At 70.5% G+C, this 26,397-nt stretch carries 32 protein-coding genes; 20 read left to right on the top strand and 12 right to left on the bottom strand.

All coding sequences use genetic code 11. The features are described from left to right. The first annotated feature begins 17 nt into the window (after nucleotides 1-17). Nucleotides 18-749, top strand: coding sequence for a GAF and ANTAR domain-containing protein (locus Phou_RS44495; protein ID WP_173069965.1), 732 nt, complete (start codon nucleotides 18-20; stop codon nucleotides 747-749). A gap of 12 nt (nucleotides 750-761) precedes the next feature. Here the strand turns inward: Phou_RS44495 and Phou_RS44490 are convergent, their stop codons facing one another. Further along, entirely contained in the window at nucleotides 762-1,211 is a 450-nt protein-coding gene (locus Phou_RS44490; RefSeq protein WP_173069963.1) for a hypothetical protein, read from the bottom strand. A 296-nt stretch (nucleotides 1,212-1,507) separates the two neighbouring features. Beyond that, nucleotides 1,508-1,990 carry a BON domain-containing protein gene (locus tag Phou_RS44485; protein ID WP_173069961.1) on the bottom strand — a complete coding sequence of 161 codons (483 nt, stop codon included), beginning with the start codon at nucleotides 1,988-1,990 and terminating at the stop codon, nucleotides 1,508-1,510. Between the two features lie 185 nt (nucleotides 1,991-2,175). On the opposite strand from Phou_RS44485, the gene Phou_RS44480 reads away from it, so the two are divergent. Then, nucleotides 2,176-3,015 carry a glycosyltransferase family 2 protein gene (locus Phou_RS44480; protein WP_173069959.1) on the top strand — a complete coding sequence of 280 codons (840 nt, stop codon included), beginning with the start codon at nucleotides 2,176-2,178 and terminating at the stop codon, nucleotides 3,013-3,015. 9 nt (nucleotides 3,016-3,024) lie between these two features. Here Phou_RS44480 and Phou_RS44475 read toward each other — a convergent pair whose 3' ends face one another. Then, complete coding sequence (locus Phou_RS44475; RefSeq protein ID WP_173069957.1) at nucleotides 3,025-4,704, bottom strand: Na+/H+ antiporter; 1,680 nt, start codon at nucleotides 4,702-4,704, stop codon at nucleotides 3,025-3,027. A 289-nt stretch (nucleotides 4,705-4,993) separates the two neighbouring features. On the opposite strand from Phou_RS44475, the gene Phou_RS44470 reads away from it, so the two are divergent. From Phou_RS44470 to Phou_RS44455, 4 genes are all read left to right on the top strand, one after another. Next, nucleotides 4,994-5,188 (top strand): lipopolysaccharide assembly protein LapA domain-containing protein, encoded by a 195-nt coding sequence (locus tag Phou_RS44470; RefSeq protein ID WP_173069955.1) that lies wholly within the window; start codon nucleotides 4,994-4,996, stop codon nucleotides 5,186-5,188. A 91-nt stretch (nucleotides 5,189-5,279) separates the two neighbouring features. Beyond that, nucleotides 5,280-5,822 carry a DUF5994 family protein gene (locus tag Phou_RS44465; RefSeq protein WP_173069953.1) on the top strand — a complete coding sequence of 181 codons (543 nt, stop codon included), beginning with the start codon at nucleotides 5,280-5,282 and terminating at the stop codon, nucleotides 5,820-5,822. Next, complete coding sequence (locus tag Phou_RS50775) at nucleotides 5,767-5,982, top strand: hypothetical protein (protein WP_178135018.1); 216 nt, start codon at nucleotides 5,767-5,769, stop codon at nucleotides 5,980-5,982. Before Phou_RS44465 ends, Phou_RS50775 begins: the two co-directional genes overlap by 56 nt. A 95-nt stretch (nucleotides 5,983-6,077) precedes the next feature. Next, nucleotides 6,078-6,257, top strand: a complete 180-nt coding sequence (locus tag Phou_RS44455) for a hypothetical protein (protein ID WP_246274605.1) — start codon at nucleotides 6,078-6,080, stop codon at nucleotides 6,255-6,257. A gap of 37 nt (nucleotides 6,258-6,294) precedes the next feature. Here Phou_RS44455 and Phou_RS44450 read toward each other — a convergent pair whose 3' ends face one another. From Phou_RS44450 to Phou_RS44430, 5 genes are all read right to left on the bottom strand, one after another. After that, nucleotides 6,295-6,633 (bottom strand): STAS domain-containing protein, encoded by a 339-nt coding sequence (locus Phou_RS44450; protein ID WP_173069949.1) that lies wholly within the window; start codon nucleotides 6,631-6,633, stop codon nucleotides 6,295-6,297. An 85-nt stretch (nucleotides 6,634-6,718) separates the two neighbouring features. Next, nucleotides 6,719-7,255: a DUF5994 family protein gene (locus tag Phou_RS44445; protein WP_173069947.1), complete on the bottom strand. Its 537-nt coding sequence runs from the start codon at nucleotides 7,253-7,255 to the stop codon at nucleotides 6,719-6,721. A 97-nt stretch (nucleotides 7,256-7,352) separates the two neighbouring features. Then, nucleotides 7,353-7,598, bottom strand: a complete 246-nt coding sequence (locus Phou_RS44440) for a LapA family protein (protein ID WP_173069945.1) — start codon at nucleotides 7,596-7,598, stop codon at nucleotides 7,353-7,355. A 210-nt stretch (nucleotides 7,599-7,808) separates the two neighbouring features. Continuing rightward, nucleotides 7,809-8,306 carry a ribonuclease HI gene (rnhA, locus tag Phou_RS44435; RefSeq protein ID WP_173069943.1) on the bottom strand — a complete coding sequence of 166 codons (498 nt, stop codon included), beginning with the start codon at nucleotides 8,304-8,306 and terminating at the stop codon, nucleotides 7,809-7,811. 24 nt (nucleotides 8,307-8,330) lie between these two features. Further along, nucleotides 8,331-9,980 (bottom strand): DUF7910 domain-containing protein, encoded by a 1,650-nt coding sequence (locus Phou_RS44430; RefSeq protein ID WP_173069941.1) that lies wholly within the window; start codon nucleotides 9,978-9,980, stop codon nucleotides 8,331-8,333. Between the two features lie 217 nt (nucleotides 9,981-10,197). Between Phou_RS44430 and Phou_RS44425 the strand changes: the two genes are divergently transcribed. Then, nucleotides 10,198-10,839, top strand: a complete 642-nt coding sequence (locus tag Phou_RS44425) for a hotdog fold domain-containing protein (protein ID WP_173069939.1) — start codon at nucleotides 10,198-10,200, stop codon at nucleotides 10,837-10,839. A gap of 64 nt (nucleotides 10,840-10,903) precedes the next feature. On the opposite strand, the gene Phou_RS44420 is transcribed toward Phou_RS44425, so the two are convergent. Both Phou_RS44420 and Phou_RS44415 read right to left on the bottom strand, forming a co-directional pair. After that, nucleotides 10,904-12,016, bottom strand: a complete 1,113-nt coding sequence (locus tag Phou_RS44420) for a glycoside hydrolase family 19 protein (protein ID WP_371872269.1) — start codon at nucleotides 12,014-12,016, stop codon at nucleotides 10,904-10,906. A gap of 65 nt (nucleotides 12,017-12,081) precedes the next feature. Further along, nucleotides 12,082-12,930 carry a S41 family peptidase gene (locus tag Phou_RS44415; protein ID WP_173069935.1) on the bottom strand — a complete coding sequence of 283 codons (849 nt, stop codon included), beginning with the start codon at nucleotides 12,928-12,930 and terminating at the stop codon, nucleotides 12,082-12,084. A gap of 145 nt (nucleotides 12,931-13,075) precedes the next feature. On the opposite strand from Phou_RS44415, the gene Phou_RS44410 reads away from it, so the two are divergent. From Phou_RS44410 to Phou_RS44375, 9 genes are all read left to right on the top strand, one after another. Next, nucleotides 13,076-14,275, top strand: coding sequence for an MFS transporter (locus Phou_RS44410; RefSeq protein ID WP_173069932.1), 1,200 nt, complete (start codon nucleotides 13,076-13,078; stop codon nucleotides 14,273-14,275). Next, on the top strand, nucleotides 14,272-15,204 hold the full coding sequence (locus tag Phou_RS44405) for a serine/threonine-protein kinase (protein ID WP_246274601.1): 933 nt from the start codon (nucleotides 14,272-14,274) through the stop codon (nucleotides 15,202-15,204). The genes Phou_RS44410 and Phou_RS44405 overlap by 4 nt, the downstream gene beginning before the upstream one ends. Before the next feature lie 127 nt (nucleotides 15,205-15,331). Then, complete coding sequence (locus Phou_RS44400; RefSeq protein WP_173071433.1) at nucleotides 15,332-16,789, top strand: M20/M25/M40 family metallo-hydrolase; 1,458 nt, start codon at nucleotides 15,332-15,334, stop codon at nucleotides 16,787-16,789. A 230-nt stretch (nucleotides 16,790-17,019) separates the two neighbouring features. Next, on the top strand, nucleotides 17,020-17,187 hold the full coding sequence (locus Phou_RS54055) for a substrate-binding domain-containing protein (protein WP_246274598.1): 168 nt from the start codon (nucleotides 17,020-17,022) through the stop codon (nucleotides 17,185-17,187). A 118-nt stretch (nucleotides 17,188-17,305) separates the two neighbouring features. After that, entirely contained in the window at nucleotides 17,306-17,578 is a 273-nt protein-coding gene (locus Phou_RS54050) for a hypothetical protein (protein ID WP_246274596.1), read from the top strand. Then, the gene (locus tag Phou_RS54045) at nucleotides 17,575-17,904 is read left to right on the top strand and encodes a cellulase family glycosylhydrolase (protein WP_246274594.1); all 330 of its coding nucleotides are present in this window, start codon (nucleotides 17,575-17,577) and stop codon (nucleotides 17,902-17,904) included. Before Phou_RS54050 ends, Phou_RS54045 begins: the two co-directional genes overlap by 4 nt. 104 nt (nucleotides 17,905-18,008) lie before the next feature. Continuing rightward, nucleotides 18,009-18,365: an ArsR/SmtB family transcription factor gene (locus Phou_RS44385; protein ID WP_425571200.1), complete on the top strand. Its 357-nt coding sequence runs from the start codon at nucleotides 18,009-18,011 to the stop codon at nucleotides 18,363-18,365. Then, nucleotides 18,362-18,805 carry an SRPBCC family protein gene (locus Phou_RS44380; RefSeq protein WP_173069926.1) on the top strand — a complete coding sequence of 148 codons (444 nt, stop codon included), beginning with the start codon at nucleotides 18,362-18,364 and terminating at the stop codon, nucleotides 18,803-18,805. The genes Phou_RS44385 and Phou_RS44380 overlap by 4 nt, the downstream gene beginning before the upstream one ends. 11 nt (nucleotides 18,806-18,816) lie before the next feature. Further along, nucleotides 18,817-19,611: an alpha/beta fold hydrolase gene (locus Phou_RS44375; RefSeq protein WP_173069924.1), complete on the top strand. Its 795-nt coding sequence runs from the start codon at nucleotides 18,817-18,819 to the stop codon at nucleotides 19,609-19,611. On the opposite strand, the gene Phou_RS44370 is transcribed toward Phou_RS44375, so the two are convergent. Both Phou_RS44370 and Phou_RS44365 read right to left on the bottom strand, forming a co-directional pair. Further along, complete coding sequence (locus Phou_RS44370; RefSeq protein ID WP_173069922.1) at nucleotides 19,589-19,990, bottom strand: PPOX class F420-dependent oxidoreductase; 402 nt, start codon at nucleotides 19,988-19,990, stop codon at nucleotides 19,589-19,591. The two genes, Phou_RS44375 and Phou_RS44370, sit on opposite strands and share 23 nt — an antisense overlap. Before the next feature lie 10 nt (nucleotides 19,991-20,000). After that, nucleotides 20,001-20,528 (bottom strand): GNAT family N-acetyltransferase, encoded by a 528-nt coding sequence (locus tag Phou_RS44365; RefSeq protein WP_173069920.1) that lies wholly within the window; start codon nucleotides 20,526-20,528, stop codon nucleotides 20,001-20,003. Between the two features lie 38 nt (nucleotides 20,529-20,566). On the opposite strand from Phou_RS44365, the gene Phou_RS44360 reads away from it, so the two are divergent. The 4 genes from Phou_RS44360 to Phou_RS44345 all read left to right on the top strand — a co-directional run bounded on the left by Phou_RS44360 (nucleotide 20,567) and on the right by Phou_RS44345 (nucleotide 26,393). After that, on the top strand, nucleotides 20,567-21,124 hold the full coding sequence (locus tag Phou_RS44360; RefSeq protein ID WP_173069918.1) for a hypothetical protein: 558 nt from the start codon (nucleotides 20,567-20,569) through the stop codon (nucleotides 21,122-21,124). A gap of 14 nt (nucleotides 21,125-21,138) precedes the next feature. Further along, complete coding sequence (locus tag Phou_RS44355) at nucleotides 21,139-21,384, top strand: hypothetical protein (RefSeq protein ID WP_173069916.1); 246 nt, start codon at nucleotides 21,139-21,141, stop codon at nucleotides 21,382-21,384. A 731-nt stretch (nucleotides 21,385-22,115) separates the two neighbouring features. Further along, entirely contained in the window at nucleotides 22,116-24,788 is a 2,673-nt protein-coding gene (locus tag Phou_RS44350; RefSeq protein WP_246274590.1) for a LuxR C-terminal-related transcriptional regulator, read from the top strand. A 51-nt stretch (nucleotides 24,789-24,839) separates the two neighbouring features. Further along, entirely contained in the window at nucleotides 24,840-26,393 is a 1,554-nt protein-coding gene (locus Phou_RS44345) for an FAD-dependent monooxygenase (protein ID WP_308785053.1), read from the top strand. Nucleotides 26,394-26,397 lie beyond the last annotated feature (4 nt).

Genomic DNA, 26,397 nt, shown 5'->3' with positions numbered 1-26,397 from the left:
AGGGCTGTGAGGCAGTCATGACCACCGTTTCCGCTGAACGGCTCGCTCGGGTCTTCGTCGAGGTTGCCGACACCCTGGTCGACGAGTTCGACCTCATCGACTTCCTGCACATGCTCACCGACCGCACCGCCACTCTCGTCGACGCCGCCGCGGTCGGGCTGCTGCTGGCTGACCAGCGCGGCCAGCTCGAGTTCCTAGCCGCGTCCGATGAAAACGCCAAGCTCCTGGAGCTCTTCCAGGTGCAAAACAAAGAAGGCCCGTGCCTGGACGCGTTCCACACCGCGACACCCGTGGTCAACGCCGACCTGGCCGACGCCACCAGCAGGTGGCCACGATTCGCGCCGCGCGCGACCGCGGCCGGTTTCCGCTCGGTCCACGCCTTCCCCCTGCGGCTACGCAGCCAGGTGATCGGCGCGCTGAACGTCTTCGGTCGCGAACCCGGCCCCAGCCTGCGCGACTTCGACGTGCCCATCGTGCAAGCGCTGGCCGACATCGCCGCGATCGGCCTACTCCAGGAACGCGCCATCCGCCGGGGCGAGCTGCTCACCGAGCAACTGCAGGGCGCCCTCAACAGTCGGATCATCATCGAACAGGCCAAGGGCGCCGTCGCCCAGGCCCGCGCGGTCAGCGTCGACGAGGCGTTCGCCCTCATCCGGGCCTACTCTCGAGCCCACAACCGCCGCATCAGCGACATCGCGCACACGATCGTCACCGAGCCGACCGGCATCCCCGAGCTCATCGACCCCTGACCCGCACCGCTTCTACCGGCGGCGGGCGGTTTTGACGACCAGGGCGAGGATCTCGTAGCCGGTCATCTGGCTACCGAGCAGTGGCCGCTGTATGGCGGCGCGAAGCTCGTCCGTTTCAAGAAAGACCGCTTTACGGTCGGGCGTCATTTCGAAGCGACCTGCCTCGGACAGGGTCCGCAGGATCACGTCCGAGGAACTTAGCTGAGCGGCGAGTGCCGCCGCGTCGAGCAGCGCCATCCCGGCGCGAGCGGTGTCCTGGGCGTCGTTGACGTCCGCGGAGAACGAGAAGGCGGCGGCACGCTGGTAGAAGTAGTCCGCCAGGGCCGAAGCACGCGGATCCTTCATGAGGCTGCGGCCCGCTCGGCCGTCCTTCTCGCTCGCCGGTGTCTGCGGCGCTGTGGGGGTGGTCCGGTCGGGCGTGGGACGGGCATGGCATCCCCTTAAGCCCGGCATCGTGGACACCTCAGAGTTGGGGATGCTACCCAGCCGGGATGCTCTCACTGTACGCCTGTTCGTTCTCGGTCAATCTTTCCCGACGGCTGGATCCGGGTTCGAGGCCGTCGTCACGTGTAGGGTTGGTGCCGAAGTCGCCAGGCGGGTACACCGGTCGATCGCACGCCGTTTATCAGCGGCAGGTGCGGCGGCGAACTGGAGACCAGCGACCGCCTGAGGCGTACGACTCGGCGAGACGCCGGCACCAGGGACCTGGCGACTTGAGCTTCTCCCGGCACTCGATGCCCGCCGTAGGTGCGGATCCGTCAGCTCGACAGCGAGTCGCCGTCTGTCGCCGGCCCGGCGACGCGGATGTCGTTGCAGAGTCCGACGATGCCCGGGAGGTTTCGGACCACACGCGCGGCGGCGTCCCGCTGGCCGGTGACAGCCACCGCGCCGGAGAGCGTGAGCACGCAGCCACGCACACCGGCCCGCACGGTACCGGTCGGGACCGCGGCGTCCATGGCAAGCAGGCGGTTGGCGAGCTTGGTGAGATCGGCATCGGAGGCACCAGGCGTGCCCGGCTCGCGCACCACGATCTCGTCGGCGACCCCGCGCACGCCAAGCACGCCCATTGCCGCCTGCCTGGTCTGCAGCCGTTCGGCGGTGCTGCCGACCTCGCCGAAGAGCATCACCATCCCGCCCCGGACCGCGACGCCGACGTGCGCGGTGTGGCCGGCCATGCGCTCCAGCAGCTCAGCGACGCCCGCTTGAAGGTCTCGGTCCATCTCGTGCGGGGTTTGCGCCATAAGGCTAACGATGGACCCCCACCGGCAAATGCGCCAGGCCAACCGTCTGGCGGTGTTTTACGTGATCGACGGCCGCGTACCGGTGGCATAGGCTCCTAGTGCGATCATCGGCCCGGACCTCGCTGGGATCGCGGACGCGTAAAGCCTGTCCGCCGCCTGATCGCCCAGCAATGGAGGCATGGTCCGTGTTCACGTTCGTGATTTCCGCCCGGAACGAGGAAGACAACGTCGCCACGATCGTCCGCCAGGCGTGCGCGGCCGCGGAGCCGGGCGACCGGGTACTCGTCGTGGACAGCGCGTCCAGTGACGCCACCGCACAGCGAGCGATGGCGGCGGGCGCGGAGGTGCTCCGCGGGCCGCGCGGCAAGGGAGCGGCCATGGCAATGGCAATCGCCGACAGCACCTCGCCCTGGCTCTGCTTCCTGGACGCGGACCTTGTCTCGTCCGACGTCAACGTGCCGGCGATGCTGCGCCATGCCGCTGTGTCCGGCACCGCCGACCACATCCTTGGCGACTACGAGTACGCGGACGTGAGCACCATCCTGAGTAGCACGTTCACCATCTACGAGCCGCTGGTGGCCGAGTTCTTCCCCGAGGTCGGTGTGCTGGGCGCCAACTCCCTCACCGGCTACCGGGCGATCCGCCGCCGTTACCTCGGCGAGGCGCTGCCGACCCACTTCGGCGTCGAGTCGCACCTCAACATCTCCATCGCGGTGGCTGGTGGCACGGCGGCCGTGTGCCAGCTGGGCGTCATCGCCAGCCGGTTCAGGTACAAGCCGGACATGTGCCGGGAGATCGCCGGGTCGCTGCTGGACCTGGCGGTCGCACACGACCGGTTGCACCCCGCCGACCGGCCGAGCTGGAACAGCTGGGTCGACGGGGGTGCCGCCGCCATCGCCGGCGTCACGGCCACGGCCGGCCGCTCGGCCGCGCTGGCACGGCTCTTCGCGGCGGTACGCAGGCCGATGCCTCCCCGCGCGTCCCGCATCGGCCTCTCGACCTCGCCCGAGCCCGCGCCGGCCTGACGGCACCCGTCAGCGGCGTGCCGGCCGGTCGGGTAGCAGCCGTTCCTCGTGATCGAGCTCGCGTTCCAGGATCCGCAGGCCGTCGTCGGGTAGCCGGCCGGCATCGCGCCACCGCAGGAGTTCTTCGCGTTGGGAGTCGATCGCCACCCTCCGTACGTGCAACGCGGCCTCGTACCGCGGCGACACAGGCAGGTCCGTCGATTCGGCCTCCCGGAGCAGGTCGAGGCGGCCCCGGTAGCGGGCCAGCCGGGCGTGCAACTGTCCGCGCATCGTCTCGATCAGGTCGGCGTGGATGTCGTCGTGCTCCTGTGCCTCCAAGTCGTCGAGCGCGGCGAGTGCGGTCTCGACCGAGGCGGCCCGCGCTTCGTTCCGCTGGCGGGCCTGGTCGGTCTCGTCCGCGCGCAACCCCAGGGCCCGGACGATCGGCGCGAAGGTGAGGCCCTGACCGACGAGGGTGACGAGCACGACGACAAACGTGCAGAACAGCAAGAGATCGCGATCCGGGAACGGGGCGCCGCTGTCGGTGGTCAGCGGGAGCGTGAAGATGGCCGCGAGGCTGATCACACCTCGGGTGCCCGACCAGCTGAGCGCGACCACCTCTCGGCCGTTCAGCCGCTGGTTCCGGCGGCTCTCCGGCTGGTCGTTCCCGTCCTTGTCCACTACCTCGCTGCCGAGCCTGGTGTGCAGCGAGCGAGGTAGGGACTGGGTGAGCATCAGCCACAGTGGCCGCAGCAGCAGGACGACGCCGACACTGATCGCGACAGCGACGACGATGGTCGAGGTCTCATACTTCGCGAGCCCGCGGACGACGGCGGGCAGTTGCTGTCCGATGAGGAGGAACACGAAGCCTTCGAGCAGGAAGTCGACCAGCCGCCACACCGCGCTTGTCTGCAGCCTGCTCGCGCCCGAGGCCGACCGCGGCCGCTGGTGTCCGACGATCAGCCCCGCGACGACGACGGCCAGTACCCCGGAGACGTGGATCCGCTCGGCGAGAAGGTAGGCGGCGAAGGGGGTGGCCAGCGAGACGGCGTTGGCCATCAGGGGGTCACCGCTCAACGGCCGCGACAGCAGGCGGACCACGAACGCGACGAGCATGCCCACGGCGACACCGCCGGCAGCCGCGAGCACGAACTGGCCGAGCGCGGACGGGACCGAGAAGCCGTCACCGGTGGCCGCCGCGACGGCGACACTCAGGATCGTCAGCGCGGTGGCGTCGTTCAACAGTCCTTCACCCTGGACGAGCGTGAGGAGCTTGGGAGGCAGGCCCACTCTGCGCCCGACCGCCAGCGCGGCGACCGGATCGGGCGGCGCGACCGCCGCCCCGACGGCGATCCCGGCGGCGAGGGTGGCACCAGCGACGAACCACGCGAAGCCGAAGCCGATCACCAGCGCGGTGAGCAGGACCAGGACAACCGAAAGGCTCACGACGGTACGCAGGTTGCGGCGGATCGCCAGCAACGAGGAGTCCAGAGCCGCGCTGTACAGCAGCGGCGGCAGCACGAACGTCAGGATGATCTCCGGATCGAGCGTGACGTTGGGCCCCGGAAGCAGCGCGTAACCGATACCGACCAACGGCAGGATCGCGGCGGCCGGCAGGCTCACCCGATCGGCGACCCAGCGCACCACGACTATGACCGCGACCGCCGCAAGGACGAAAAGCAAAACCGACTCGACACTCACCGCGCCCATTCTCCGGACTGCCCCGCGAGACCGGCACTCGGCTCAAACGGGTGTACGATGAGGGTATTCCGGAAATCGACGACATCCACCTTGAGGTGCCCGCCACGCCGGTCCCACCCGTATTGGGGATGTCATGTCCAATGACTTACGTCGCGTGCGCAACGCTTCAGACGATCCGGCCACTACGGTTTCGCAGGGCGTCCCGGTAGTTTCGCCTCCCGCGCCATCCAACGCACGGGTACCGCGTACCCGTACCGGCGCGACGTGGTTCGGTCTTTGCGCAGCGGCGTTGCTGTCCGTGGTGCTGATCGTGTTCATGCTGCAAAACACCCGTAGCGTGCGGGTCGACTTCCTTTGGATGAACGGCAGCCTGCCGCTGGCCTTGGCGCTGCTGATCGCCGCGGTCGGTGCGGCCTTGCTGACCATGGCGGTCGGCGCGGCCCGGATCGCCCAGCTGCGCCGCTTGTCCCGCCAGCGCCACCAGACGCGATAGGGCGCACGTAGCGGCGCCCCGGACCACCGCGCACCCAACCAGCCCACCGTCGGTTTCGACTGGCGACACCGGCGGCGGGAAGGAGTCAACCATGAGCGCCACGACCGCTGCCGAACGCATGACCATCGTCTCGTCGACACCGCCATCGACCCCACGCCTGCGGATGGAACCCACCGGCGCACGCCGCACCCTTCTTGACGGCGCCTGGTGGCCCCGCTCCACCGACCCCGTCGCCGAGCTGCCCGGCCTGGTCCTGGCCATCGACAAGCTTCGCGGACCGGTCACCCGGCTGGTCCTGGCCGCCGGCGGCTGGGACTCCCATCCCCGCCGCCTCGGTGTCGCCGGCAGGGTGCTGCGGCTGGGCTACTTCAGCAGCCAACCCGTCAGCCTGTTGACCGCGATCTGCGGCAACGACCGGGTCGACCTGCTCGTCGTCCCACCCAACACCGACGGCGGCACCGCGGACGCGGCCATGATCCTGGCTGCCACGGCCACAAACCTCGTGCACGCCCCACACATCCTCCTCGCCGCGACCACGGCCGCTCCAGATAGGACCGCTGATGAACAAGAGCGATGGCATGGCAGCCGTATCGCGGACGGTCCGGATCGGGTCGGAGTTCCGGTACACGGCTGAGGTCGAGACGCCCGCTGTTTTCCAGGTCGAGCCGTCGCGGGCCGGGCCCGCGACGGTGGTCATCGGCCGCGGCCGCGACGCTGTGGACGTCGCGATGGTCACCACGTACGGCGGACCGCTGCTGCAGAGCATGCGCGTCTGGGCAGAGGAAGCAGCCTGACACCGCACGGCCTTCCGGCACCGCTCCAACGAGGAATCAGGTTCGACGTCATGGCAAACGTAGTGCTTCGGGTCCGGCTCACCGGCGGCGATCGTATGGACATCACGTACGAAGACCCCGACACCTCCGACGAGAACGAGTTGGTTGACCACGTCGTCAGGACGCTTGCCGAGGATTCAGGCGTGCTTCGCAGCCGGCACGGCGACCGGCTCGTGATTCTCTACGGCCGGGGTGTGGCCGCCATCGAGGTAGCACCACGCGGCGCGGTCCTGTAAAGCACGTTCGCGGCTCTATGCCACGCCATCGATCGGCTCAACGGCCGCCGGGGTGGGTCGTCGCAGCGGTGAACATGCCCAGCACCCCGGTGATTTCCAACACTCGACGCACGATGGGCTGTGGGTGGCTGACTCGCATCTGGCCGCCGGCTTGGATGGCGGCGTTGCGCACCGCGATCAGCGCGCTAAGTCCGGTGCAGTCCAGGAAGGTTACGCCGGACAGGTCGATGTCGAGCAGGTCCGGCCTCTGGTCCCGCAACAGGCGCAGCAGCCGCTCGCGCAGCAACGGTGTGGTTTCCAGGTCGACCACGCCGACCACGGCGACGCGCGCCGTGAACGCCGAAAGGTGGGTGGTGTCGACGTGCAGCTGCGCCAATGCGGTCACCGGCGAAGAAGTGGTCGTGGACATTGTTCCTCCTGCCCAACGTGCCTCAACGATTGTGTGGTGAGCGTGCGGGCCCCTACATCGCCCGGGTTGGGGTGGGACCGGTGCGCCCGCCTTCGGCTTCCCACGCGTCCTCGGCGGTGTCGTCGATCGGGCGTGTGGTGGGAGTGCCAACGGCCAGGAGGATGTGTTGGGCGTGGACGACGTTGGTGGTGGCGGCGGCCAGAATCATGGCCGCGTCGGCCGTTCTGTCGGCCGTGTTGGGTGGGACGACGAGCAGGTCGACCCGGTCGTTGCCGCAGATCGCGGTCAACAGGCTGACGGGTTGGCTGCCGAAGTAGCCCAGCCGCAGGACACGACCGGCTAGGCCGAGGCGGCGCGGATGGCTGTCCCAGCCGCCGGCGGCCAGGACCAGCCGGGTGACCGGTCCGCGAAGCTTGTCGATGGCCAGGACCAGGCCGGGCAGCTCGGCGACGGGGTCTGTGGAGCGGGGCCACCAGGCACCGTCAAGAAGGGCACGCCGCGAGCCCGTGGGTTCCATCCGCAGCCGTGGGGTCGATGGCGGTGTCAACGAAGTGATGGTCATGCGTAGGGCGGCAGATGTGGCGGCCATGGTCGACCTCCTCGCCCGCCATCGGGTCGGACCCGCGGCAGGCTGGTTGGGGTGGTGCGGTGGTCTAGGAGATGCCGGAGACGTGCCAAAGCTCCGGTCAGGGGCGCTGGCGGGACAGGCGGCGCAGCTGAGCGATCCGGGCGGCGCCGACCACCATGGTCAGCAGCGCGGCGCCCACGGCCGCCATCAGCAGCGCCAACGCCAGCGGCAGGCTGCCGTCCATCCACAGGAAGTCGACCCGCACGCCACGGGTGTTCTGCAACATGAACACGATCAGCACCACGAAAATCAGCGCGGCCGCACAGATACCGAACCAGACGGCGCCGGTGCGGGTCCGAGGCACCCGGTTGGCGGTCGTCGTCGACGCCGCGGGGGCTGGACCGTCGGAACCACTTCGCACACGACGTAGGTCGTTGGACATAACAACCCCAATTAGGTGGGCCGGCGTGGCGGGCACCTCAAGGGTGGGATGTCGTCGATTCCGGGATGTCCTCATCGTACACCCGTTCGGTCGACTTAGGGGTGTTTCGGCCGAGCCGAGCTGTGGTCCGGCTCAGCCGCCGATTAGGTCCATCGGGGTGGCGGGGCGAGAGGTGCGCGCCGGCTCCGGGGCGCCGGTGGCTTCGCGGAGGCCGCGGGCTGCCAGGCGGTCGGCGCGTTCGTTTTCCGGGTGACCGGCGTGGCCCTTGACCCACAGCCACTCCACCTCGTGCCGGCCGGCCGCGGCCTCCAGGCGGCGCCACAGGTCGGCGTTCTTCACCGGCTGACGGCCGGACGTCAGCCAGCCGTTGCGTTTCCAGGCGATCAGCCACTTCGTGATGCCGTTGCGTACGTAGGTGCTGTCTGTGTGCAGCCGCACGACGGATGGCCTCGTCAGGCTCTCCAACGCCTGTATCGGCGCCATCAGCTCCATCCGGTTGTTTGTCGTCGCCGCCGCCTCGCCGCCGCACAGTTCGCGTTCGTGGGCGCCGTACCGCAGTAGGGCGCCCCAGCCTCCCGGCCCTGGGTTGCCGCTGCACGCGCCATCGGTGTAAATGTCCACGACTGCCACACCGGCAAGATACCGCCCGCGGGGTCAGCCGCCGATCAGGTCGAACTGCTCCCACGTGCCGATCGTCGTGGCGGAGGCGATCAGCGCGGTGGCGCCCGCGCTGCCGGCCTGCACGTAGCTGTTGTTGGCCAGGGCGCGCAGGCTCACCGAGCCGTTAGCGTTGCGGATCAGCTGAAACGTCTCCCACTGGCCGACCGCCGCGCGGTTGGCGATCAGCGCGGCCGCGCCGGCGTTTTCGGCGCAGACGTACTGGCCGTTGACCCGGGCGCGCAGCGCCACGTTTCCGCCGGTGAGGGTGACCAGGTCGAACTGCTCCCACGGGCCCACGGCGGTGCGGTTGGCGATCAGCGGCTGGGCACCCGCGCCCTCGGCGCACACGTAGCGGGAGTTGACGCGGGCGCGCAGGCTGACCACGCCCGCCGGTGGCTGCGGGTTGCCGCCGCCCACCACCGGCTGGGTCGGGCGGGTGGGGGTGAGTGCGAGCTGACCCTTCAGCATCCGGCCGCCGTCGGCGGTCAGGCGCAGGTAGTAGTCGGAGGAGCAGGGCGTGCCGTCCTCGTCGAGCGCGCGGCGACCGAAGTTGGTCGGCTGCATCGCGGCGCTCTCCGCGGTCTTGGCGATCTGGTTGCCCTCGTTGTACTCGTCGAACATCGAGATGTAGATGCCCTGGCACCCCAGCCGCACCATGTTGTAGAAGTGCCGCCACATGAAGTCGCCGTGGCGGCGGTGGCCGGACGACAGGTCGCCGGGCATCACGCAGGGCTGGTAGTCGATGCCGAGCCGGTTGCACTCGGCCTGGTCGCCGACGTTGACGTTGTTGTAGTACGAGTCGAGGTCAGCGGAGCTGGCGGCACGCCCGACCATCCAGGGCGAGATCATGTTGAAGGCGCGGTACACGTCGCCGAAGCCGGCCCGGGAGTCGCTGACGCCGGTGCGCCACCAGGTGGGTACGCCGCCGATGACGTAGCAGCCCTGAGCCTTGAACCAGTTGATCACGTCGAGGCAGGCGGCCGGCGCGAAGGGGCGGCCCGGGTCGTTGAAGCCGAAGCCCCAGATGCACACGACCGGCTTGCCGTTCTGCACCGCGTAGGCGGGCGACGACGTGTACGCGCGCATCTTGTTCGTCCAGTCCGTCTTGATCTGGGACTGCATGTCGGTCCAGTTCGTGACGTCGTACATGATGTAGAACTTGCGCCCGAACGCCTCCGCCGCCGTACGCACCTTGACCGCCATGGCGTCGCGGATCGCGCCCTCCCCGCCGAACGGGTTGAAGCGCTGCAGCGCGGCCGTGTCACACCCGTACTGCTGCATCCACCGGAAGTGGGTGTCGACGGTCTGCTGGTCGTGCGACGAGAAGAGGCGGGCCGGCTGGCCGTTGCCGAGGTTGGCGTAGGCGGTCTGGTAGCTCGACGTGTACTCGCGCATGTCCGGCCACGAGATGATCGCGGTGTTGCTGGGCGACGGCGCCTGGCCCCAGTTTTGGCTCCAGTGCCACCAACCGTTGATCGGCGAGCCGTCGCCGGCGGCGGCGAACCAGCCCTGGTACCCGACGGTGATCTTGCCGACCACGTCGCCGGGCGGGCTGGCCGCCGCGGCTGGAGAAGAGTCGATGACCGTGGAGGCGCCCGCGACGGCGATCGCGGAGGTCAGGACGCTGCGGCGCGAGATACCCATCGACGGCTCCTCGTTCGCGACATAGTTAAACCAATGAATTTAACGATCCCGAAACTAGGCCGACACAGTGTCGCCTGTCAAGACAGACAACGGATGTCTTGACGTTTTGTGTCCGAGCGATAACCCGCTGAGCGGCTCACGAAGAGCTATACATCCGATGTCTAGCTACGGCTTGCGCACGCCGCGCTCCCGGCGGAAGAATTCTCTGGGGGGTCAAATGATCATCGAAGGGCGCTTCAACGGCCCGCCCGGCTCGGGCAACGGGGGCTACAGCGCGGGCGTGTTCGCCGGAGCGGGCGCGCACGAGGTGACGCTGCGCATGCCGCCGCCGCTCGACACCCCGCTCACGCCCGCCGACGGCAGGATCCAGACCAAGGATGGCGCCGTCGTGGCCGAGCTCGCGCCCGCCGCCGCCATCACCGTCACGGTCCCACCGGTTGGGTACGCGGCGGCGCAGGAAGCGGCCACCCACTACTCCGGCTTTGCCGAGCACCCGTTTCCCACCTGCTACGTCTGCGGTCCCGAGCGCCCCGACGGCCTGCGCATCTTCCCGGGCCCGCTCGACGACGGCACGACCGCGGCGCCGTGGACCGTCCCGGACGACGTCTCCGCCCCGATGGTGTGGGCCGCGCTCGACTGCCCCGGCGGCTGGGCCGTGATCGAGGGCGGCCGGCCGTACGTGCTGGGGCGCATCGCGGTCCGCGTGGGCCGCGTGCCGTCGCCGGGCCAGCGGTGCGTCGTGCGCGGCGCGCTGGCCGAGAGCGAGGGGCGCAAGGCGTTGGTGCACACGACGCTCTACAGCGAGGACGGTGACGAGCTGGCCCGCGCCCGCGCTACCTGGATCGCCATCGCGCGCTGAGCCACCCGCGTGTGCGGCCGGGCCCGGGCGGCGTTCGGCGCACCGTCCGGGCCCGGTTGACCCTTCAGCAGGTCAGGTTGCCACCGGGGGTGGTACCGAGGATCTGCACAAACCGCGTGTAGTTGTTGACGCGGCTCTGCACCTGGGCCGGGTTGCGGCCGTTGCACTCCAGCGAGCCGTTGATGCTCCGGATCGTCTCGCCGAAGCCGGCACCGTTGACCATCGCGTTGTGCGGCGTCATCGTGCCGGGGCCGCTCTGCGTGTTCCAGTACCAGAGGCCGGTGCGCCAGGCGACCGACGCGTCGTTCTGTACCAGCCACGGGTTGGTGAGCAGCGGCAGGCCGAGCGCATCACCGGCCGCCTTGTAGTTGAAGTTCCAGCTCAGCTGGATCGGGCCGCGGCCGTAGTACGCCGCTTGGCCGGCGGGGCAGCCGTACGACTGGCTGGCGTCACAGTAGTGCGGGTAGTTGGCAGTGTTCTGCTCGACGATGTGTACGAGGCCGCCGGTCTCGTGGCTGACGTTCGCGAGGAAGGCGGCCGCCTCCTGGCGGCGGACCGTGTCGCTGCCGGTGCGGGCGAACGCGGGATACGCGCTGAGCGCGGCGATCAGGCCGGAGTACGTGTAGAAGGAGTTCCGGCTCGGGAACATCTGGTTGAACTGGCTCTCGCTCACCACGAAGTTGCCACCGGACGGCGGGGGCGTGGTCACCGGCGGCTGGCCGCTGCACGTGTACGGGTCCCAGTACCAGGTGCTGATCGTCGGGTCGTAGCCCGGGTTGTCGTGCTCGGCGATGTAGTACTGGCCGTTGGTGTGGCGGACGATCGAGCCGGTCGTGTACCACTGACCGGCGACCCAGTTGGGGTGGTTGCACGTGCCCGGGCCGGGCGTCGTGCCGCCACCGCACGTGCCCTGGTCGGCCCAGACACCCGACGTGCCGGGCGGCGCCTCGCCCTGGGTCCACCACTTGGCCAGCCAGTTGCGACCGTTGTGCGATGCCGTCATGCCTCCGGTGTAGACGGCCGACGCCTGCCACGGCGTCGCGCAGGCGGCCGCCGACGCGGTCGTCATCGGAACGATCGCCGCCAGCGCACCCCCGATCGCCAGTGCCGCGACCGTCGCGATCGTGCGCACTCTCAACACCTGGTCACCTCCTCGATGTGTGGTCGTGATGTTCATCGATGAGGTGAGAGCGTAACACGATAAATAAACTTTCCTAACAATTAGGTTGGGTCCGCGAACGATCAGGCGCGGAGCGCCTCCAGCGCCGCGGTGACCGCCTCGGATGCCGGCACCTCGCGCTGCGGCACAACCCCCGTCCCCTCCCAGTTGGCGCCGCTGACGGCGTCGGTCACGTACCCGATGGGCACCTGACCCACGACGGTGGGCGCGAGCCGGATCTCGGTGATGTGGTCGGCGGCCCCGGGCGTCCGTCCACCGACGACCGTGACCCGCCCGCGGGCCCGCAGGTGGTACGCGAGCGCCTCGCCGGAGGAGAACGTGCGGTCGCTGACCAGCACCGCCACCGGCACCTCCGAGGGCACCGCCGTCCCTTGTGGCAGGTCGGGCGTCCACCACTGACGGGTGTGATCGCGGTAGGTCACGTCGGAGAGGTGAACGGCCCGGTCGCCGAGCAGCCGGCCGGCGATGTACGCGACCGTCTCCGGAGAGCCGCCGCCGTTGGCGCGCAGGTCGAGCAGGATAGCGGTCGCACCGCGGGCGAGGGCGAACGCGGCGTCGAGGTACGGCTGGGCGAAGCGCAGCGCGTCGAGGCCGTCGACCCGGATCAGGCAGGCGCCACCGTCCATCCTGGACACTTCGCGCACCTGGGCGGCCGCGGGCAGGACCACGGCCGGGTCGGGCTCGGGCCAGCCCGGTGCCACCTCGTCGGGCGGGCCGGTGCCGGCCGGGTCGAAGTGGAGCAACAGGTGCCGGGCGTACGGCCAGGCGGCTCGCTCGATCTCGGCACAGGCCGCCGCCGTGATCGGCTCCCGGCGCCCGCCGAACTCCTCGTCGAGCGCCGCCGCAAGCCCCTCGAAGCGCTCGTGCGGGGGCGGCAGCCGGCGTAGCCAGCCGGTCAATCGCGAGATCATATCGGAGACCATGTGGGATACCGTAGGGCGCGATTTCCGGAAGTTCAGCCCTCGAAATTAACGCTTTAAGCGAACGCCGCATGACTCATCGGCCGTTATAGTGACCTGACTTTCGGAAAAGTTGCGATAGCTTGTGAGGGCACCCATGCGCCATCGCCAAACCTCCGTCGTCCTCGCCTACACCGCGTTCGTGCTCGTCGGCATCAGCGCCGGCATCAACGGCGTGCTGCTCGTCGCCCAGATGGACGACTACGGCGTCTCGCGGGCCACGATCGGCCTCACGTTCTTCACCGGCTCGGCCGGCTTCGTGCTCGCCGGGGCCACCGCCGGCGAGCTGATCCACCGCGCCGGCACGCGGGTGGCCCTCGCGGTCGGCGGCGTCGCCTACGTGCTGGCCGCCCTGTATACCGCCACCCGACCCCCGTTCATCGCGTTCGTCGTGCTGCAGATCGCCACGGGGTACGCGATGGGCACGCTCGAGTCGGTGCTCAACGCGTACCTGGCCGGCCTGCCCAACGCGACCACGCTGCTCAACCGCCTGCACGGGTTCTTCGGCGTCGGCGCGCTGATCGGGCCGCCGCTGGCCAACTGGATCACCGACGTGAGCGCCTGGCCGGCGGTGTGGTTGGTGCTCGCGCTGGTGGCGGCGCCGATCACGGCGGGCTTCCTCCTGGCGTACCCCCGATCCGCCGGCGCGCCCGCGCACACCGAGGCCAAGTCCAAGGAGCGGGTCCTGCTGCAGCGGGGCGTGCTGCTCGGCGCCATCCTCCTGGCCGTCTACGTCGGACTGGAGATCGGCGTCGGCAACTGGGGCTTCAGCTATCTCGTCGAGGCGCGCGACCAGTCCGACCTGCTCGCCGGGTACGTGGTGAGCGGCTACTGGCTGGGGCTCACGGCTGGCCGCTTCCTGCTGAGCCCGCTGGTCGCGCGGCTCGGGCTCACCGCGGTCGGCCTGATGTACACCTGCCTCGCCGGCGTCATCGCGGCGGCGCTGCTCACCTGGGTGCTGCCCGGCACGGTGCCGGCGGTGGCGGGCATGGTGCTGCTCGGCTTCTTCCTCGGGCCGATCTTCCCGACCGCGATGGCGGTGGCGCCGCGCCTCACCAGCCAGCGCCTCGTGCCCTCCGCGATCGGCGTGATGAACGCCGGGTCGGTCGTCGGCGGCTCCGCCCTCCCCTGGCTCGCCGGCGCGGTCGCGCAAGGGGTGGGTGTGTGGACACTCCTGCCGTTTACGCTGGTGCTGGCGTTGCTCCAGCTCGCGGTCTGGTGGCCGATGGCCCGCCTGATGAAGGCCCGCGAAGAGGCACCAATCCCCGAGCAGAGGCGTTCCGAATCGCTTGCGTGACCACCGGGACCGTGATCGCCGGCCGTTACCGGCTGAGGGAGGCGATCGGAAGTGGCGGCATGGGCCAGGTATGGCTGGCCGCCGACGACATGCTGGGCCGCAACGTCGCGGTCAAGGAGGTGACGACGCCCGACGAGGGGCAGTTCGCCACCGTCCAACAGAGCCTGCGCGAGGCCCGCTCGGCCGCCTCGCTCAACCACCCCAACGTGGTGCAGATCCACGACATCCTGCACACCGACCGGCCGTGGATCGTGATGGAGTACGTGCCGTCCCGCTCCCTGTACGACGTGGTCGTCCGCGACGGCCCGCTCTGCCCGCGCGAGGCGGCGCGGGTGGGGCTCGGCATGCTCGCGGGGCTGCGCGCCGCACACCGCGCCGGGATCATCCACCGCGACATCAAGCCGCAGAACGTGCTGGTAGGCCACGACGGGCGGGTGGTGCTCACCGACTTCGGCCTGGCGGTGCGGCAGCGGGAGAGCGGGACCGACCCGGCGGAGGCGTTGATCGGGTCGCCGCAGTACATCGCGCCGGAACGGGTCCGCGACGGCGTGTCCACGCCGGCCACAGACATGTGGTCGCTCGGCGCGACACTGTACGCGGCTGTGGAAGGGCGCGCCCCGTACCAAAGGGAAACGACGACCGCGACGCTGCTGGCGGCGGCCCACGAACCGCCGGACCGGATGCGCCGCGCCGGTCCTTTGGCCCCGATGCTGCTCAGCCTGCTCGAGCGGGATCCGGCGCGGCGCGCGGACGCCGAGGCGGTGGAGCGGTGGCTGCGGGCGGTCGCGGAGGGCGAGCCGCAGCCCGCGGGACGGTCGTCGGACGAGGCCGCGCTGGCCCGGCTCACCCGCATCCAGCTCGCGGTCGCCACCTTCGTGCTGGCCGCGACCGCCACCGTCGCGGTCATCCTCGCGACCGGGTGGTCATAACCTCAGACCCAGTACCCTATTGAGTCTTCTCTATCGCTTCGCGCGCGCCATATCCTGCGCCTGCCGGTAACCCCGGCGTTCCCTTGGCCTAGGAGGTCGCGTGAGACCCTCGTCGATCCTGCGTGCGATGGCGGCCGTGCCGCTCGTGGCGGCCGCACTCGCCGTGCCGGCGGCGCCGGCCGCGGCGGTGGCCGCCATCCCCGACATCTCCCTCGCGAACATGAAGGCGCACCTGTTGCAGTTCCAGTCGATCGCCACGGCGAACGGCGGCAACCGCCGCTCGACGACCACGGGGTACACCGCGTCGGTCAACTACGTGGCGAACCGGCTCACCGCCGCCGGTTTCACGGTCGTGCGGCAGAGCTGCACGTCCGGCTGCACGGCCGGGTCCGGGCCGAACGTGATCGCGGACTGGCCGGGCGGCGACCCCAACAGCGTGTACATGTTCGGCGCACACCTCGACGGCGTCGCCGCCGGGCCGGGCATCAACGACAACGCCTCCGGCTCGTCCATGCTGCTGGAGCTGGCGCTGACGCTCGCCGCGACCAACCCGAGCCTCACCAGCCACCTGCGGTTCGCCTTCTGGACCGACGAGGAGCAGGGGCTGAACGGGTCGGAGTTCTACGCCAACACGCTGCCCACGGCGGAGCGGGCGCGGATCCGGGGGTACTTCAACTTCGACATGGTCGCCTCCGTCAACGGCGGCTACTTCATCAACCGCATCACGTCCGGGGTCGGGCAGGTGCTGAAGGCGTACTACGACTCGATCGGCGTGCAGACCGAGGAGAACACCGAGGGCGCGGGGCGCTCCGACGACGCCTCGTTCAACGCGATCGGCGTGCAGACCTCCGGCGTGGCGGCCGGCGCATCGCGGGTGAAGACGGCCGCGCAGGTGGCCAAGTGGGGCGGCACGCAGAGCGCCTTCGACCCCTGCTACCACCGGGCCTGCGACACCAACCCGAGCAACATCTCCGACACGGTGCTTGACCGGGCCGGTGACGCGGCCGCGTACGCGCTGTGGACACTCGCCACCGGCACCGCACCCACCACGGTCTGGTCGGACACCTTCGAGACCGCCACCGGGTGGACCACCAACCCGTCCGGCACCGACACCGCCACCACCGGAACGTGGGAACGCGCCGACCCCGCCGCCACCACCTCCAGCGGCGCCAAGCAGCTCGGCACCACGGTCTCCGGCGTGAACGACCTGGTCACCGGTGCGCTGGCGGGCACCGACGCGGGAACGTACGACGTCGACGGTGGCACCACGAGCGCCCTTTCACCGCCGATCGCGCTGCCCGCCAGCGGCACGCTGACGCTGTCGATGTCGTGGTACCTGGCCCACGGCAGCAACTCCTCCACCGCCGACTTCTTCCGGGTGTCGATCGTGCACAGTGGTGGGACGGCGGTGCTCTTCACCCAGGCCGGCGCGGCCGCCAACCGCAACGGCGCCTGGGCCACCGGCAGCTGGAGCATCTCCGCCTACGCCGGGCAGCAGGTGCGCGTGCTCGTCGCGGCGGCGGACGCCTCCACCGCCAGCCTCGTCGAGGCCGGCGTCGACGACGTGCGCGTCACCGTGAGCTAGGCCCTGTCATACGGGACAGATCGTGGTATGGATCCGCCCTCTGGGGCCGATTCGTACCACGATCTGGCTCAGGGTGACGGGTGCAGGCCCTCGTGCCGCACGTCCCAGCCCTCGGTGGGAAAGCCGGGCGCCGGCGGGCCGCCCTCCCAGCCGGCCGCCATCAGCGCCACCGCGGCGAGCAGGCTTCCGTTGCCGGGCAGGGAGATCGGCAGCGACGGGGTCTGGCGGTTGTGCCCGTTGGGCAGCTGGGTGTTCTTCGCGTCTCGGTGCCCGGCCAGCTTTCCATCACCGGCTTCGACGACATCCCGTTCGCCCGCTACACGACGCCGCCGCTCACCACCGCCTCGATCCCCAAAACGAGCTGGGCCGGCAGGCGTGGGACCGGCTGTGGGCGCTGATGAGCGGCGCTCCCCCGGGCTACGACGCGCGCTTCCAGCCACGCCTGCTCGTACGCGACACGACCGGACCGGTACCGACTTGGGTCTAAAGTGGATAGAGCTTCGTGGCGACCGCCTCGTGGACGCGGGCGGGCAGCCGGTGACGCTCGCCGGCGTCGGCCCGGGCGGCTGGCTCAACATGGAAAACTTCATCACCGGCTACCCCGGCACGGAGTCGCAGCAGCGCAAAGCACTGCGGCGGGTGCTCGGCGAGGAGGGGTACCGGCGGTACTTCGACGTTTCCTCACCGACTTTCTTCGACGCGGCCGACGCCGGGTACCTCGCCGCGACAACCCCACCGTCGCCGGCTACAACCCGGTCAACGAGCCGGCCGACCCGTCCGGCGAGGTGATCGGCCCGTTCTACGCGCGGCTGGAGCGGGCGATCCGCGCGGTCGACCCGCGGCACGTGCTGTTCCTGGACGGAAACAGGTACTCCACCGACTTTTCCGCGTTCACCGAGCCGTTCGCCAACACGGTCTACACCGCACACGACTACGCGCTGCCGGGGATGGCGGCGGGCAGCGAGTACCCGGGGATGGCCCGCGGCGAGTACTTCGACCGCCAGGTGGTGGAGGAGACGTTCCTGCGCCGCACCGAGTTCATGCGCCGCACCGGGACGCCCATCTGGATCGGCGAGTCGGCCGGCCACCTGGCCCGCTCAGCGGCCGGCGAGTAGCTCGTCGATGGCGGCGAGCAGGTCGTCACCGGCTGACCCGCGCGCCGGCGCCATGCCCTCGATCGCCATCATCTACAACCTGACGGTTGTGCAACTGAGTGGTTGTGGATAGGGTCGGGAGCGTGGCAGTACTGGAAGACGACCTGACCCTGGTGTTCTCGGCGCTGGCCGACCCCACCCGCCGGGCCATCCTCGAGCACCTGGCCCGCGGCGACGCGACGGTGAGCCAGCTGGCGCAGCCGTTCGCGATGAGCCAGCAGGCGATCTCCAAGCACCTCAAGGTGCTGGAGAAGGCCCGCCTGATCACCCGCTCACGGACCGGGCAGGCGCGGCCGTGCGCGCTCGACACCGCGCACCTCGACACCGCGGTGGAGTGGATCGCCCGGCACCGCAAGGTCTGGGCCGACCGCCACGACCGCCTCGACGCGCACCTGGCCGCGCTCCGGGAGGGCGCGCGATGAGCGGGACGGGCGAGCTTACGTACAAGCGCGTGCACCAGGCGCCGCCCGAGCTGCTCTTCGACTGCATGACCAGCGCGGAGCACCTGGCCCACTTCTGGGGACCGACCGGCACCACGACACCGGTAGAAAACATCACCGTCGACCTGCGCCCCGGCGGTGCCTTCGAGACCACGATGGTCAACGACGCGGACGGCAGCACGTACACCATGCGGGCCGTATACGTCGAGGTGCGCCGCCCGGACCTGCTGGTCTGGATCGAGCCCGGCGTCGAGGGCGGCATGCGCACCAGCATCACGTTCACCGACCTCGGCGACGGACGCACCGAGGTCACCACCCATCAGACCAACGTGCCGGAGGCGTACCTGAGCGCGCAGGCCCGGGCCGGATTCCAGACCAGCCTCGACCGCTTCGACGCCTACCTGGCGCGGATCACTTCCTGAGGAGCTTCGACATGCCCACCCTGACTTCCACCGACGGCACCACGATCGGCTACGAGCGCAGCGGCAGCGGGCCCGCGCTCATCCTCGTCGACGGCGGGATGTGCTACCGCGCCGCCGGGCCGATGCGCCCGCTCGCCGCGCTGCTCAGCGAGGCCTTCACCGTGTTCACGTACGACCGGCGCGGCCGGGGCGAGAGCACCGACACGTTGCCGTACGCACCCGCCCGCGAGGTCGAGGACCTGCGTGCGCTCGTCGCGGCGGCCGGCGGCGAGGCCGGTGTGTACGGCATCTCCTCCGGTGCGGCGCTGGCCCTCACGACCGCCGCCGAAGAGCCGGGCATCACGAAGGTCGCGATGTACGAGCCGCCGTACACGGGCGAGTTCGAAGACGGCACGCGGATCAAGGAGTACGCGACGGAGCTGCGGGAGCTGCTCGACGCCGGCCGCCGGGGCGACGCCGTGGCGCGGTTCATGAGGCACGTCGGCATGCCGCCCGAGGCCATCGCCGGCTTCCGCGGATCGCCGGCGTTCGCCGTGCTGGAGGCGATCGCGCCCACCCTCGCGTACGACGACGAGATCCTCACCGAAGGCCGCGTGCCGCGTGCGGTGGCGGCGCGGGTGACCGTGCCGGTCGTGGTGATCGGCGGCGGCGCCAGCCCGGAAAACCTCCGGGCGGCCGCGAAGGCCGCAGCCGACCTGATCCCCACCGCGGAGCACCGGGTGCTCGACGGCCAGACCCACGACGTGGCGCCGGACGCGCTCGCCCCGGTGCTGATCGACTTTTTCAGCCCGGACCGGCGCGGGTGATCGTGATCCGGAGCAGGACCCGCTTGTCCCGCTCCATCGCGGCGCGGTAGTCGTCCCAGTCCGGGTGCTCACCCGAGATGCGCCGGTAGTAGTCGACGAGTGGCTCCATCGCCTCGGGCAGGTGGACGACCTCGGCGTTGCCCTCGACGTACACCCATTCGCCGTAGAAGCGGTCGTTGAGGACGCACAGCACCACTCGCGGGTCGCGCGCGACGTTGCGGGTCTTGACCAGGTGCTCGCGGGCGCTGATGACCACGTGGCCGGCCTCGTCCACCCCGGCGGTGACCGGCGTCAGCTGCGCCCGCCCGTCCGGGTAGTACGTGGTCAGTACCGCCTGGTGGTTGCGCCGGACGAAGTCGCGCGCCTTCTCGAAGTCCACCGCGCCAAGGCTACGCGGACCGCTCCGGCGCGATGAGCTGGAAGAGGTCGTGCGTCTGCCAGCGGCCGGCGATGCTGAGGTACTGCGGGGCGGTGCCGAACTGGACGAACCCGTTGCGCGCGAGGACCTTCTGCGAACCGGCGTTGTGCACGAGCGTGCCGGCCTGGATGCGGTGCAGCCCCATCTCCTCGAACGCGACCCGCACGATCGCCGCCACCGCCGCCGTCGCCACGCCGCGCCCGTTCGCGCTCTCGGCCACCCAGTAGCCGAGGTGGCACGACTGGAACGGCCCGCGCACGATGTCGTTGAGGTTGATCCGGCCGACGAGCTCACCGCCGTCGAGGATGAGGTGCGGGACGCCGGTGCCCCGCTCGTACGCCGCCAGCCCTGTCTCGACGATCGCGCGCTGCGTCTCCTCCGTGAAGTAGTCCTCGTCGCGCGCCGGCTCCCAGGGGGCGAGAAACTCACGGTTTGTCTTGACCAGGTCGGTGATGGCCGGTACGTCGTCGAGGCGCACGAGGCGGGTCGTCACAGTCACGAGGACCCATTCTGCACGGCACCCCGCATCATGGAGCGATGTGGCGATGGCTGGAGCGGTGGCGACGCCGGCGTACACGCGGCACGGTCGCGCCGGTCGGCGAGCAGGCCGAGCCTCCCCCGGTGCCCGCGCCAGACCCGCCGCCAGCCGAGGCCACCCCCGTAACGCAACCCCTCGCCAGTCGCATCGCACTCGGACTCGCGACCCCGGCGCAGGCCTGCGCGGCGGTGCTGAGCGGCGGCAGCTCGGACGCGCTGGTCTCCCAGGCGGTCGCGATCTGCCGCGACCGGGGGTACGCGCCGGACGACCCGGTGGCCCGGGCGGCGCTGTTCGTGCTGACCGGGCAGGTGGCGCGGTACCGCGAGCTCGACCCGTCAAACGCGCTGCTGGCCCGCGCCTACCAGCGCGCACCGCAACGGTTGCGCCGCCGGCTGCGGGCCGCGATGAGCGAGATCGGCGAGGTCGACCTGGTTCAGGTGCTCACCGGCGACGGCCGGCGGGCGCTGGCCGAAACCGAGCGGGAATACCTGGTCCGCGCGCTGACCGGCCGCCGCGCGTGGGGGACCTGTGGCGCCTCGTGCTCCAGCTCCCGCTGAAGCAGGCGGTGGACGTGGCCCGGCTGTTTCACGGCTGGCAGCCACCGACGGCCCGCGAGCGCGCGCTCTTCGACTGCCTGCACGCTGTGCGGGACCGCCATTTCGACCGGCTGTCGGCGGAGGCCGACGCGCTCTTCGAGCGGCAGCCGATTCTGCTGCGCAGGACCATTCCCGGCTATCTGCACCGCGCGGACCCGGTCATGGTGGACCTGGTCCGCGCTCGAATCGCTCTCCGCTACGGCGAATCCGAGGACGGCTGAGACCTTAGTGGACTGCCGGCGATGACCGGCCGGCCCGCTTTTGGACACCGCACGGTTGGCTCTGCCGGCGGCGCCGCCTTTCGCGCCCTCAAGCCGGATGATTGCCGGGACCGAGTTTCTTCTCGAACTGCCTCCCGGAGTCCGACGGGTGGAGACGCAAACTAATACGCCAATCGACTGTATTGCCAGCGGCTCTTTCGGCTCCTCATGGAATGGGGCTGATGACATGTCGGCAGGTCCGAATCCCTGTGGGCGCAACACTGGTGCGGCACTCGTACCAGGCGGCCGCTCCGTGGCTGACAATCGGTAGTGAGCCGACGTCACCGCGCGGGTCGCCGGTCATGGACTCGACAGGTTTGGCCGTGCGGGCACAGGGGTTGACCCACATCCGTGCACGGGGTCGAGCTGTTGACCAGGCATGAAAGCGAACGACGCATTTCCGCGTGAAATCTTTCTTGACAGAAAACGGCCCGGTCATTCTCGGCCGAATGTTGATCCGAGCAGTGACACGGGGCCGGGACAGTCACCATCGCGACAATGAACTCTGGCTAGGTCAACCGAAAGGTTGCTTAACAGGGCCACTCGCGTCGTGACAATCTGCGCTTGACGTTTTGCCGTAGAGACGATCCCCGGGGGGTGGATCCGCTGACGACTTTCGGTCGTGATCGAGAATTGGCGATCTTGCGAAAGGCGTTCGCTGACACGGCACGGGGGTTGGCGGGTGCGTTGTGGTGACCGGCTCGTCCGGCATCGGAAAGTCACACCTGCTGCGGGCGGCGGCCAAGGAGGCTCGACAGGCCGGGCTTGCAGTGGCGACGCGCGCGGCGTTCGAGCTGGACCGCGCCGCGCCGTTCATCACGCTCGCGTCGGCGCTGCAGCAGATCGAGCCGCCGACGAGCGCGTTCGCGTGGGTCAGCGAGGCGGGCGAAAACCAGTTCCGTACGCTCGACCGGCTCGCCGCGGCACTGGAGGACTTCGTGTCGAGCCAGCCGCTGGTCGTGGTCATAGACGATGCACAGTGGACGGACGAGTTTTCCGCGCTGGCCGTGCGCGAGCTGGTGACCGCGCTGGCCTCCTCGCCGGTGCGCTGGGTCTTCGCCCGGCGCCGGGCCGGGGAAAGCACGCCCGGCCAGCAGCTCGTCGAACGGCTCATCCGGGACGGAGCGCCGGAGGTCGTGCTGGGACGGCTGGACGACGAGGCGGTGGGCCAGCTCTGCTCGAAGGTCGTGGGCGCCACGGTCGACAACACCGTGCTGGCGCTGGCCGCGAGCTGCGACGGCAACCCGCTCCAGCTGGAGCAGCTGATGCGCGCGCTGATGGCGACGGGCCAGCTGCTGGTACGCGACGGCATCGCCACAGTGGTGGGTGACCAGCTGCCGTCGAGCTTCGTCACCATCGTCGAGCAGACGCTGAGCGGCTTGGCGGCCGAGACGCGACAGCTGCTCGGCGCGGGGTCCGTCCTGGGTGGTCGGTTCACTGTGGACACGCTGGCCCGCCTGCTCGGCACGCGTCCGGCCGCGCTGCTGCCGTCGATCCAGGAGGCCACCGCGGCCAAGGTGCTGGTGGACCGGGGCGACGGCCTGACGTTCGCGCACGACCTGGTCCGGCTGGCCATCTACGGCGGGATGGGCAGCGCGGCGAAGGCGCTGTACCACCGGGAGGCGGCGGTCATCGGCCGCGAGGAGGACCGCTCGCCCGTCGAGGTGGCCGAGCACCTGCTCCGCAGCGGCCGCTCCGCCCGCGAGGCCGTGGCCATGCTGCGGGAAGCCGCGCTCGAGGTCGCACCGGCCGCGCCGAGCACCGCGGCCGACCTGATGCTGCGTGCGCTCGACGTGGTCGGCGACGACGACGCCGAACGCCCGGAGCTGGTTGCCGACACCGTGCGCCTGCTCGCCTCCGCCGGCCGCCTGGAGCGTGCGCAGCGGCTCGGCGAGGCGGCGCTGCACGCGGGCCTGGAGCCACCGACCGAGGCGGCGCTTCTGCTCGGGCTGGCCGAGGCGTTCAAGCACGCGGGTCGCAATCCCGCCGCCGTGGAGTACGCCTCCCGCGGGCTCAGCTACCCGGACGTGTCCGAGGCGGTGCGCGCCCGGCTGTGGGCGGTCCGTGCGCACGCTCAGTTCTACACCGGCGACCTCACGTGGGCCGACCGTGCCGGCTCCAACGCGTACGCGTCCGGGATGGCGGCCGAGGAGTACGGCGCGGCCGTCTTCGGCCTCACCGCGCGCAGCCTCGCCGCACAGGCCGAGGGCCGCCTGGACGACGCGCTCGCGCACGCCTCCGAGGCCACCGAGATCGCCGATGGGATCGGCGGCGAGGCGGCGCACTGGCATCCGCGGATCTGGCTCGGCGACGCCCTCGCCGTGCAGGGCCGCTTCGAGGAGGCTTCGGCGATCTTCCGCCGCGGGCGTGAGGAGTCCGAGCGCCTCGGCACCGCCTGGTCGGCACCCCTGTGGCACTACTACCACGCGGCCCTGCTGACCGCCGCCGGGCGCCTGGACGAGGCCGTCGCGGAGACCGACGCGGGCGTCGAGGTCGCCGAAAACCACGCCGCGTACGCGCTCGCCGTGCCCCTGCTGGCCGGGCTCGCGCGCCTTGCGGTCCTGCGCGGCGAGACCTCGCAGGCGCGGGGGTACATCGAGCGGATGCGCCGCTGGATGGCCGACGGCATCACCACCGCCCCTGAGGACGCGACCTGGGCCGAGGGCCTGCTGCAGGAGGCGACCGCCGGTCCGGAGGCGGCGCTGGGTGCGCTCGTCACGATCTACGACGCGATGCCCCGCCGGTCGCTGCTGATCGTCCAGGACCCCGGAGCTGCCGCCACACTGGTGCGCGTGGCGCTCCGCGCCGGCGATACCGAACGGGCGGAGCTCGTCGTCACGACCACCCGCAAGCTCGCCGAGCGCAACCCCAGCGTCCGCGCGCACGAGGCGGCGGCCGCGCACGCCGAGGGCGTACTCCGCCGCGACCCCGCTCTCCTCCGGCTGGCGATCGACGGATACCGCGAGGCTGGCCGGCCGCTGGCGCTCGCCGCCGCACTGGAGGACGCCGCGGACGTGAGCGCGGATCTCGCCGAGGCGCGTGCGTTCGCCGAGGAGGCGCTGTCGATCGCCACCTCGTGCGGTGCCGGGCGGACCCGCCGCCGGCTGGAGCAGCGGCTGGGCCGGCAACCGGCGCGGCAGCCGTCGGCCGAGTCGGTGCTCGCGCGGCTCTCGCAGGCCGAGCGACCCGTGGCCATCCTGGTCGCAAAGGGGCGAAGCAACCGCGAAATCGCTGCCGAGCTTTTCCTCTCACGGCATACTGTCGACAGTCACCTAAGGAAGATATTCGCCAAACTCGGCATCAACAGCCGCACCCTACTCGCGAGGCTCGTCGGCGAAGACGGCACGAATAACGCAAGCACGTGATGTGGTAATCGGCGCCATCCCCAAGCATTGCTCTGTGACACCGACGTCACCGTGTCCGCGCAGGGGGTGGGCCTCTTGGCTACGCCAGCACTACGTACCGAGGTACTCGTGGTGGGAGCCGGGACGGTAGGTGCAATTCTCGCTTTGGAATTGGCACATCACAATGTCACGTCCATTGTGGTCGAACGGGCGGTGTCCGAACCGCGCCATCCGGGCTTCGACCTTCTGGCCGGCCGGAGTATGGAGCTGCTGCGGCGGCTCGGGCTCGCCACATTGGTGCGCCAGCACGGCGCCGGCCCTGACGAGCCGACCGGCCTGCAGTGGAGCCAGGGACTCGACGACCCGCCGATCCTCACCTCGGTCGGGTGCACAGTGCAGGCCGAGGGGCGCCAGCGGGTCTCTGGCGCGCGGTTCGCCAAGCATCTGCGCGACGCCGCGCGCCGCCACCCCCTGATCGACCTCCGCGAAGGGTGGACGTTCGCCGGGCTGCGAGTCGAGTCGGACTGTGCGGTGGCCGAGCTCGTGGCAGCCGGTACCGGCGACCGCCACTTCGTCGAGGCGCGGCACGTCGCCGGCTGCGACGGTGCGCACAGTACGGTGCGCCGCTGCCTCGAGGTGCCGATGGAGCGGCTGTCCACGCCGGCCCAGCACTGCTCGGTCCACTTCCGCAGCGAAGACCTCACTCGGCGCTTCGCCCGCCGCGGCCTCTCGACGGTCATTGTCGGTGGCGGCGCGCTCGTGTCCCGCGGCGACGACGACACCTGGATCGGCCACCTCCGCCTCGGGCCCGAGGAGTCGATCACCACCGACCCGGTCGCCGGCCTCCGCGCGGCGCTCGCCGTCCGGCTCGACCCGGAAGAAGTGCTCGGCGTGACGCAGTGGGAGGACTCGCTGGCGGTGGCCGCCACCTACCAACGCGGACCCGCCTACCTCGTGGGTGAGGCGGCACACCGGTTCCACCCGGTCACCGAGAGCGCGGACATCAGCATCGGCGACGCCGTCGACCTGGGCTGGAAGCTCGCCGCGGCGATCAACGGCTGGGGTGGGCCGGGCCTGCTCGCCAGCTACGAGGGAGAGCGCCGCCAACGCGCTCTGATCGACCGGGAGATGCTGGCCAGGAGCTTGGAGACCCGGCGAAGATTCAGCCGGCTGGCCAAGGCCGGGGCGACGCGCGAGCTGCTCGCCGAAGTGTTGCGGCAAGAAGCGCACCGGACGGGTGACGCCGGCCCGGCCGGTGAGCGGATCGCCTCTCCGGTCATCTGGGCCGACGATCATCCACAGTGGTCACTGCCGGACGAGGTGCCGCCCACGGTCACACCGGGCGCCTTGGTGCCGGCCGGCGCGCAGCTCCTCGACCGGCTGGGGCCGGAGCTGACGCTTGTGGACCTTACCGACGACGACGCGGGCCGCCCGCTCGTCGCCGCCGCGCGAAAGCGGGGAATCCCCGTGGCGCATGTAGTCACTGCGGATCCCGCCGTACGGACACACTGGGATCACCCACTCGTGCTGGTCCGGCCGGATCAGCACGTCGCTTGGCGGGCCAAATCCGCCCCCGACGACTGGGAAAGAGTGCTCGACCTGGTGACGGGTTGCAAGACCACGTGAATAC

This window comes from Phytohabitans houttuyneae (assembly GCF_011764425.1).
Classification (GTDB): Bacteria; Actinomycetota; Actinomycetes; order Mycobacteriales; family Micromonosporaceae; genus Phytohabitans; species Phytohabitans houttuyneae.
The sequence above is the reverse complement of the archived record's forward strand: the minus strand, read 5'-3'. Positions and strand labels throughout refer to the sequence as shown.

Bases quoted from the DNA above. Each gene is read 5' to 3' on its own strand.
- Phou_RS44375 (WP_173069924.1), top strand. From the start codon at position 18,817: ATGCCCACCCTGACTTCCACCGACGGCACCACGATCGGCTACGAGCGC.
- Phou_RS44420 (WP_371872269.1), bottom strand. From the start codon at position 12,016: ATGAACATCACGACCACACATCGAGGAGGTGACCAGGTGTTGAGAGTG.
- Phou_RS44400 (WP_173071433.1), top strand. From the start codon at position 15,332: ATGGCGGCCGTGCCGCTCGTGGCGGCCGCACTCGCCGTGCCGGCGGCG.
- Phou_RS44415 (WP_173069935.1), bottom strand. From the start codon at position 12,930: ATGATCTCGCGATTGACCGGCTGGCTACGCCGGCTGCCGCCCCCGCAC.
- Phou_RS44465 (WP_173069953.1), top strand. From the start codon at position 5,280: ATGAGCGCCACGACCGCTGCCGAACGCATGACCATCGTCTCGTCGACA.
- Phou_RS44475 (WP_173069957.1), bottom strand. From the start codon at position 4,704: ATGGGCGCGGTGAGTGTCGAGTCGGTTTTGCTTTTCGTCCTTGCGGCG.
- Phou_RS44380 (WP_173069926.1), top strand. From the start codon at position 18,362: ATGAGCGGGACGGGCGAGCTTACGTACAAGCGCGTGCACCAGGCGCCG.
- Phou_RS44495 (WP_173069965.1), top strand. From the start codon at position 18: ATGACCACCGTTTCCGCTGAACGGCTCGCTCGGGTCTTCGTCGAGGTT.
- Phou_RS44360 (WP_173069918.1), top strand. From the start codon at position 20,567: ATGTGGCGATGGCTGGAGCGGTGGCGACGCCGGCGTACACGCGGCACG.
- Phou_RS44485 (WP_173069961.1), bottom strand. From the start codon at position 1,990: ATGGCGCAAACCCCGCACGAGATGGACCGAGACCTTCAAGCGGGCGTC.
- Phou_RS44445 (WP_173069947.1), bottom strand. From the start codon at position 7,255: ATGGCCGCCACATCTGCCGCCCTACGCATGACCATCACTTCGTTGACA.
- Phou_RS44410 (WP_173069932.1), top strand. From the start codon at position 13,076: ATGCGCCATCGCCAAACCTCCGTCGTCCTCGCCTACACCGCGTTCGTG.
- Phou_RS44425 (WP_173069939.1), top strand. From the start codon at position 10,198: ATGATCATCGAAGGGCGCTTCAACGGCCCGCCCGGCTCGGGCAACGGG.
- Phou_RS44430 (WP_173069941.1), bottom strand. From the start codon at position 9,980: ATGGGTATCTCGCGCCGCAGCGTCCTGACCTCCGCGATCGCCGTCGCG.
- Phou_RS44455 (WP_246274605.1), top strand. From the start codon at position 6,078: ATGGACATCACGTACGAAGACCCCGACACCTCCGACGAGAACGAGTTG.
- Phou_RS50775 (WP_178135018.1), top strand. From the start codon at position 5,767: ATGGCAGCCGTATCGCGGACGGTCCGGATCGGGTCGGAGTTCCGGTAC.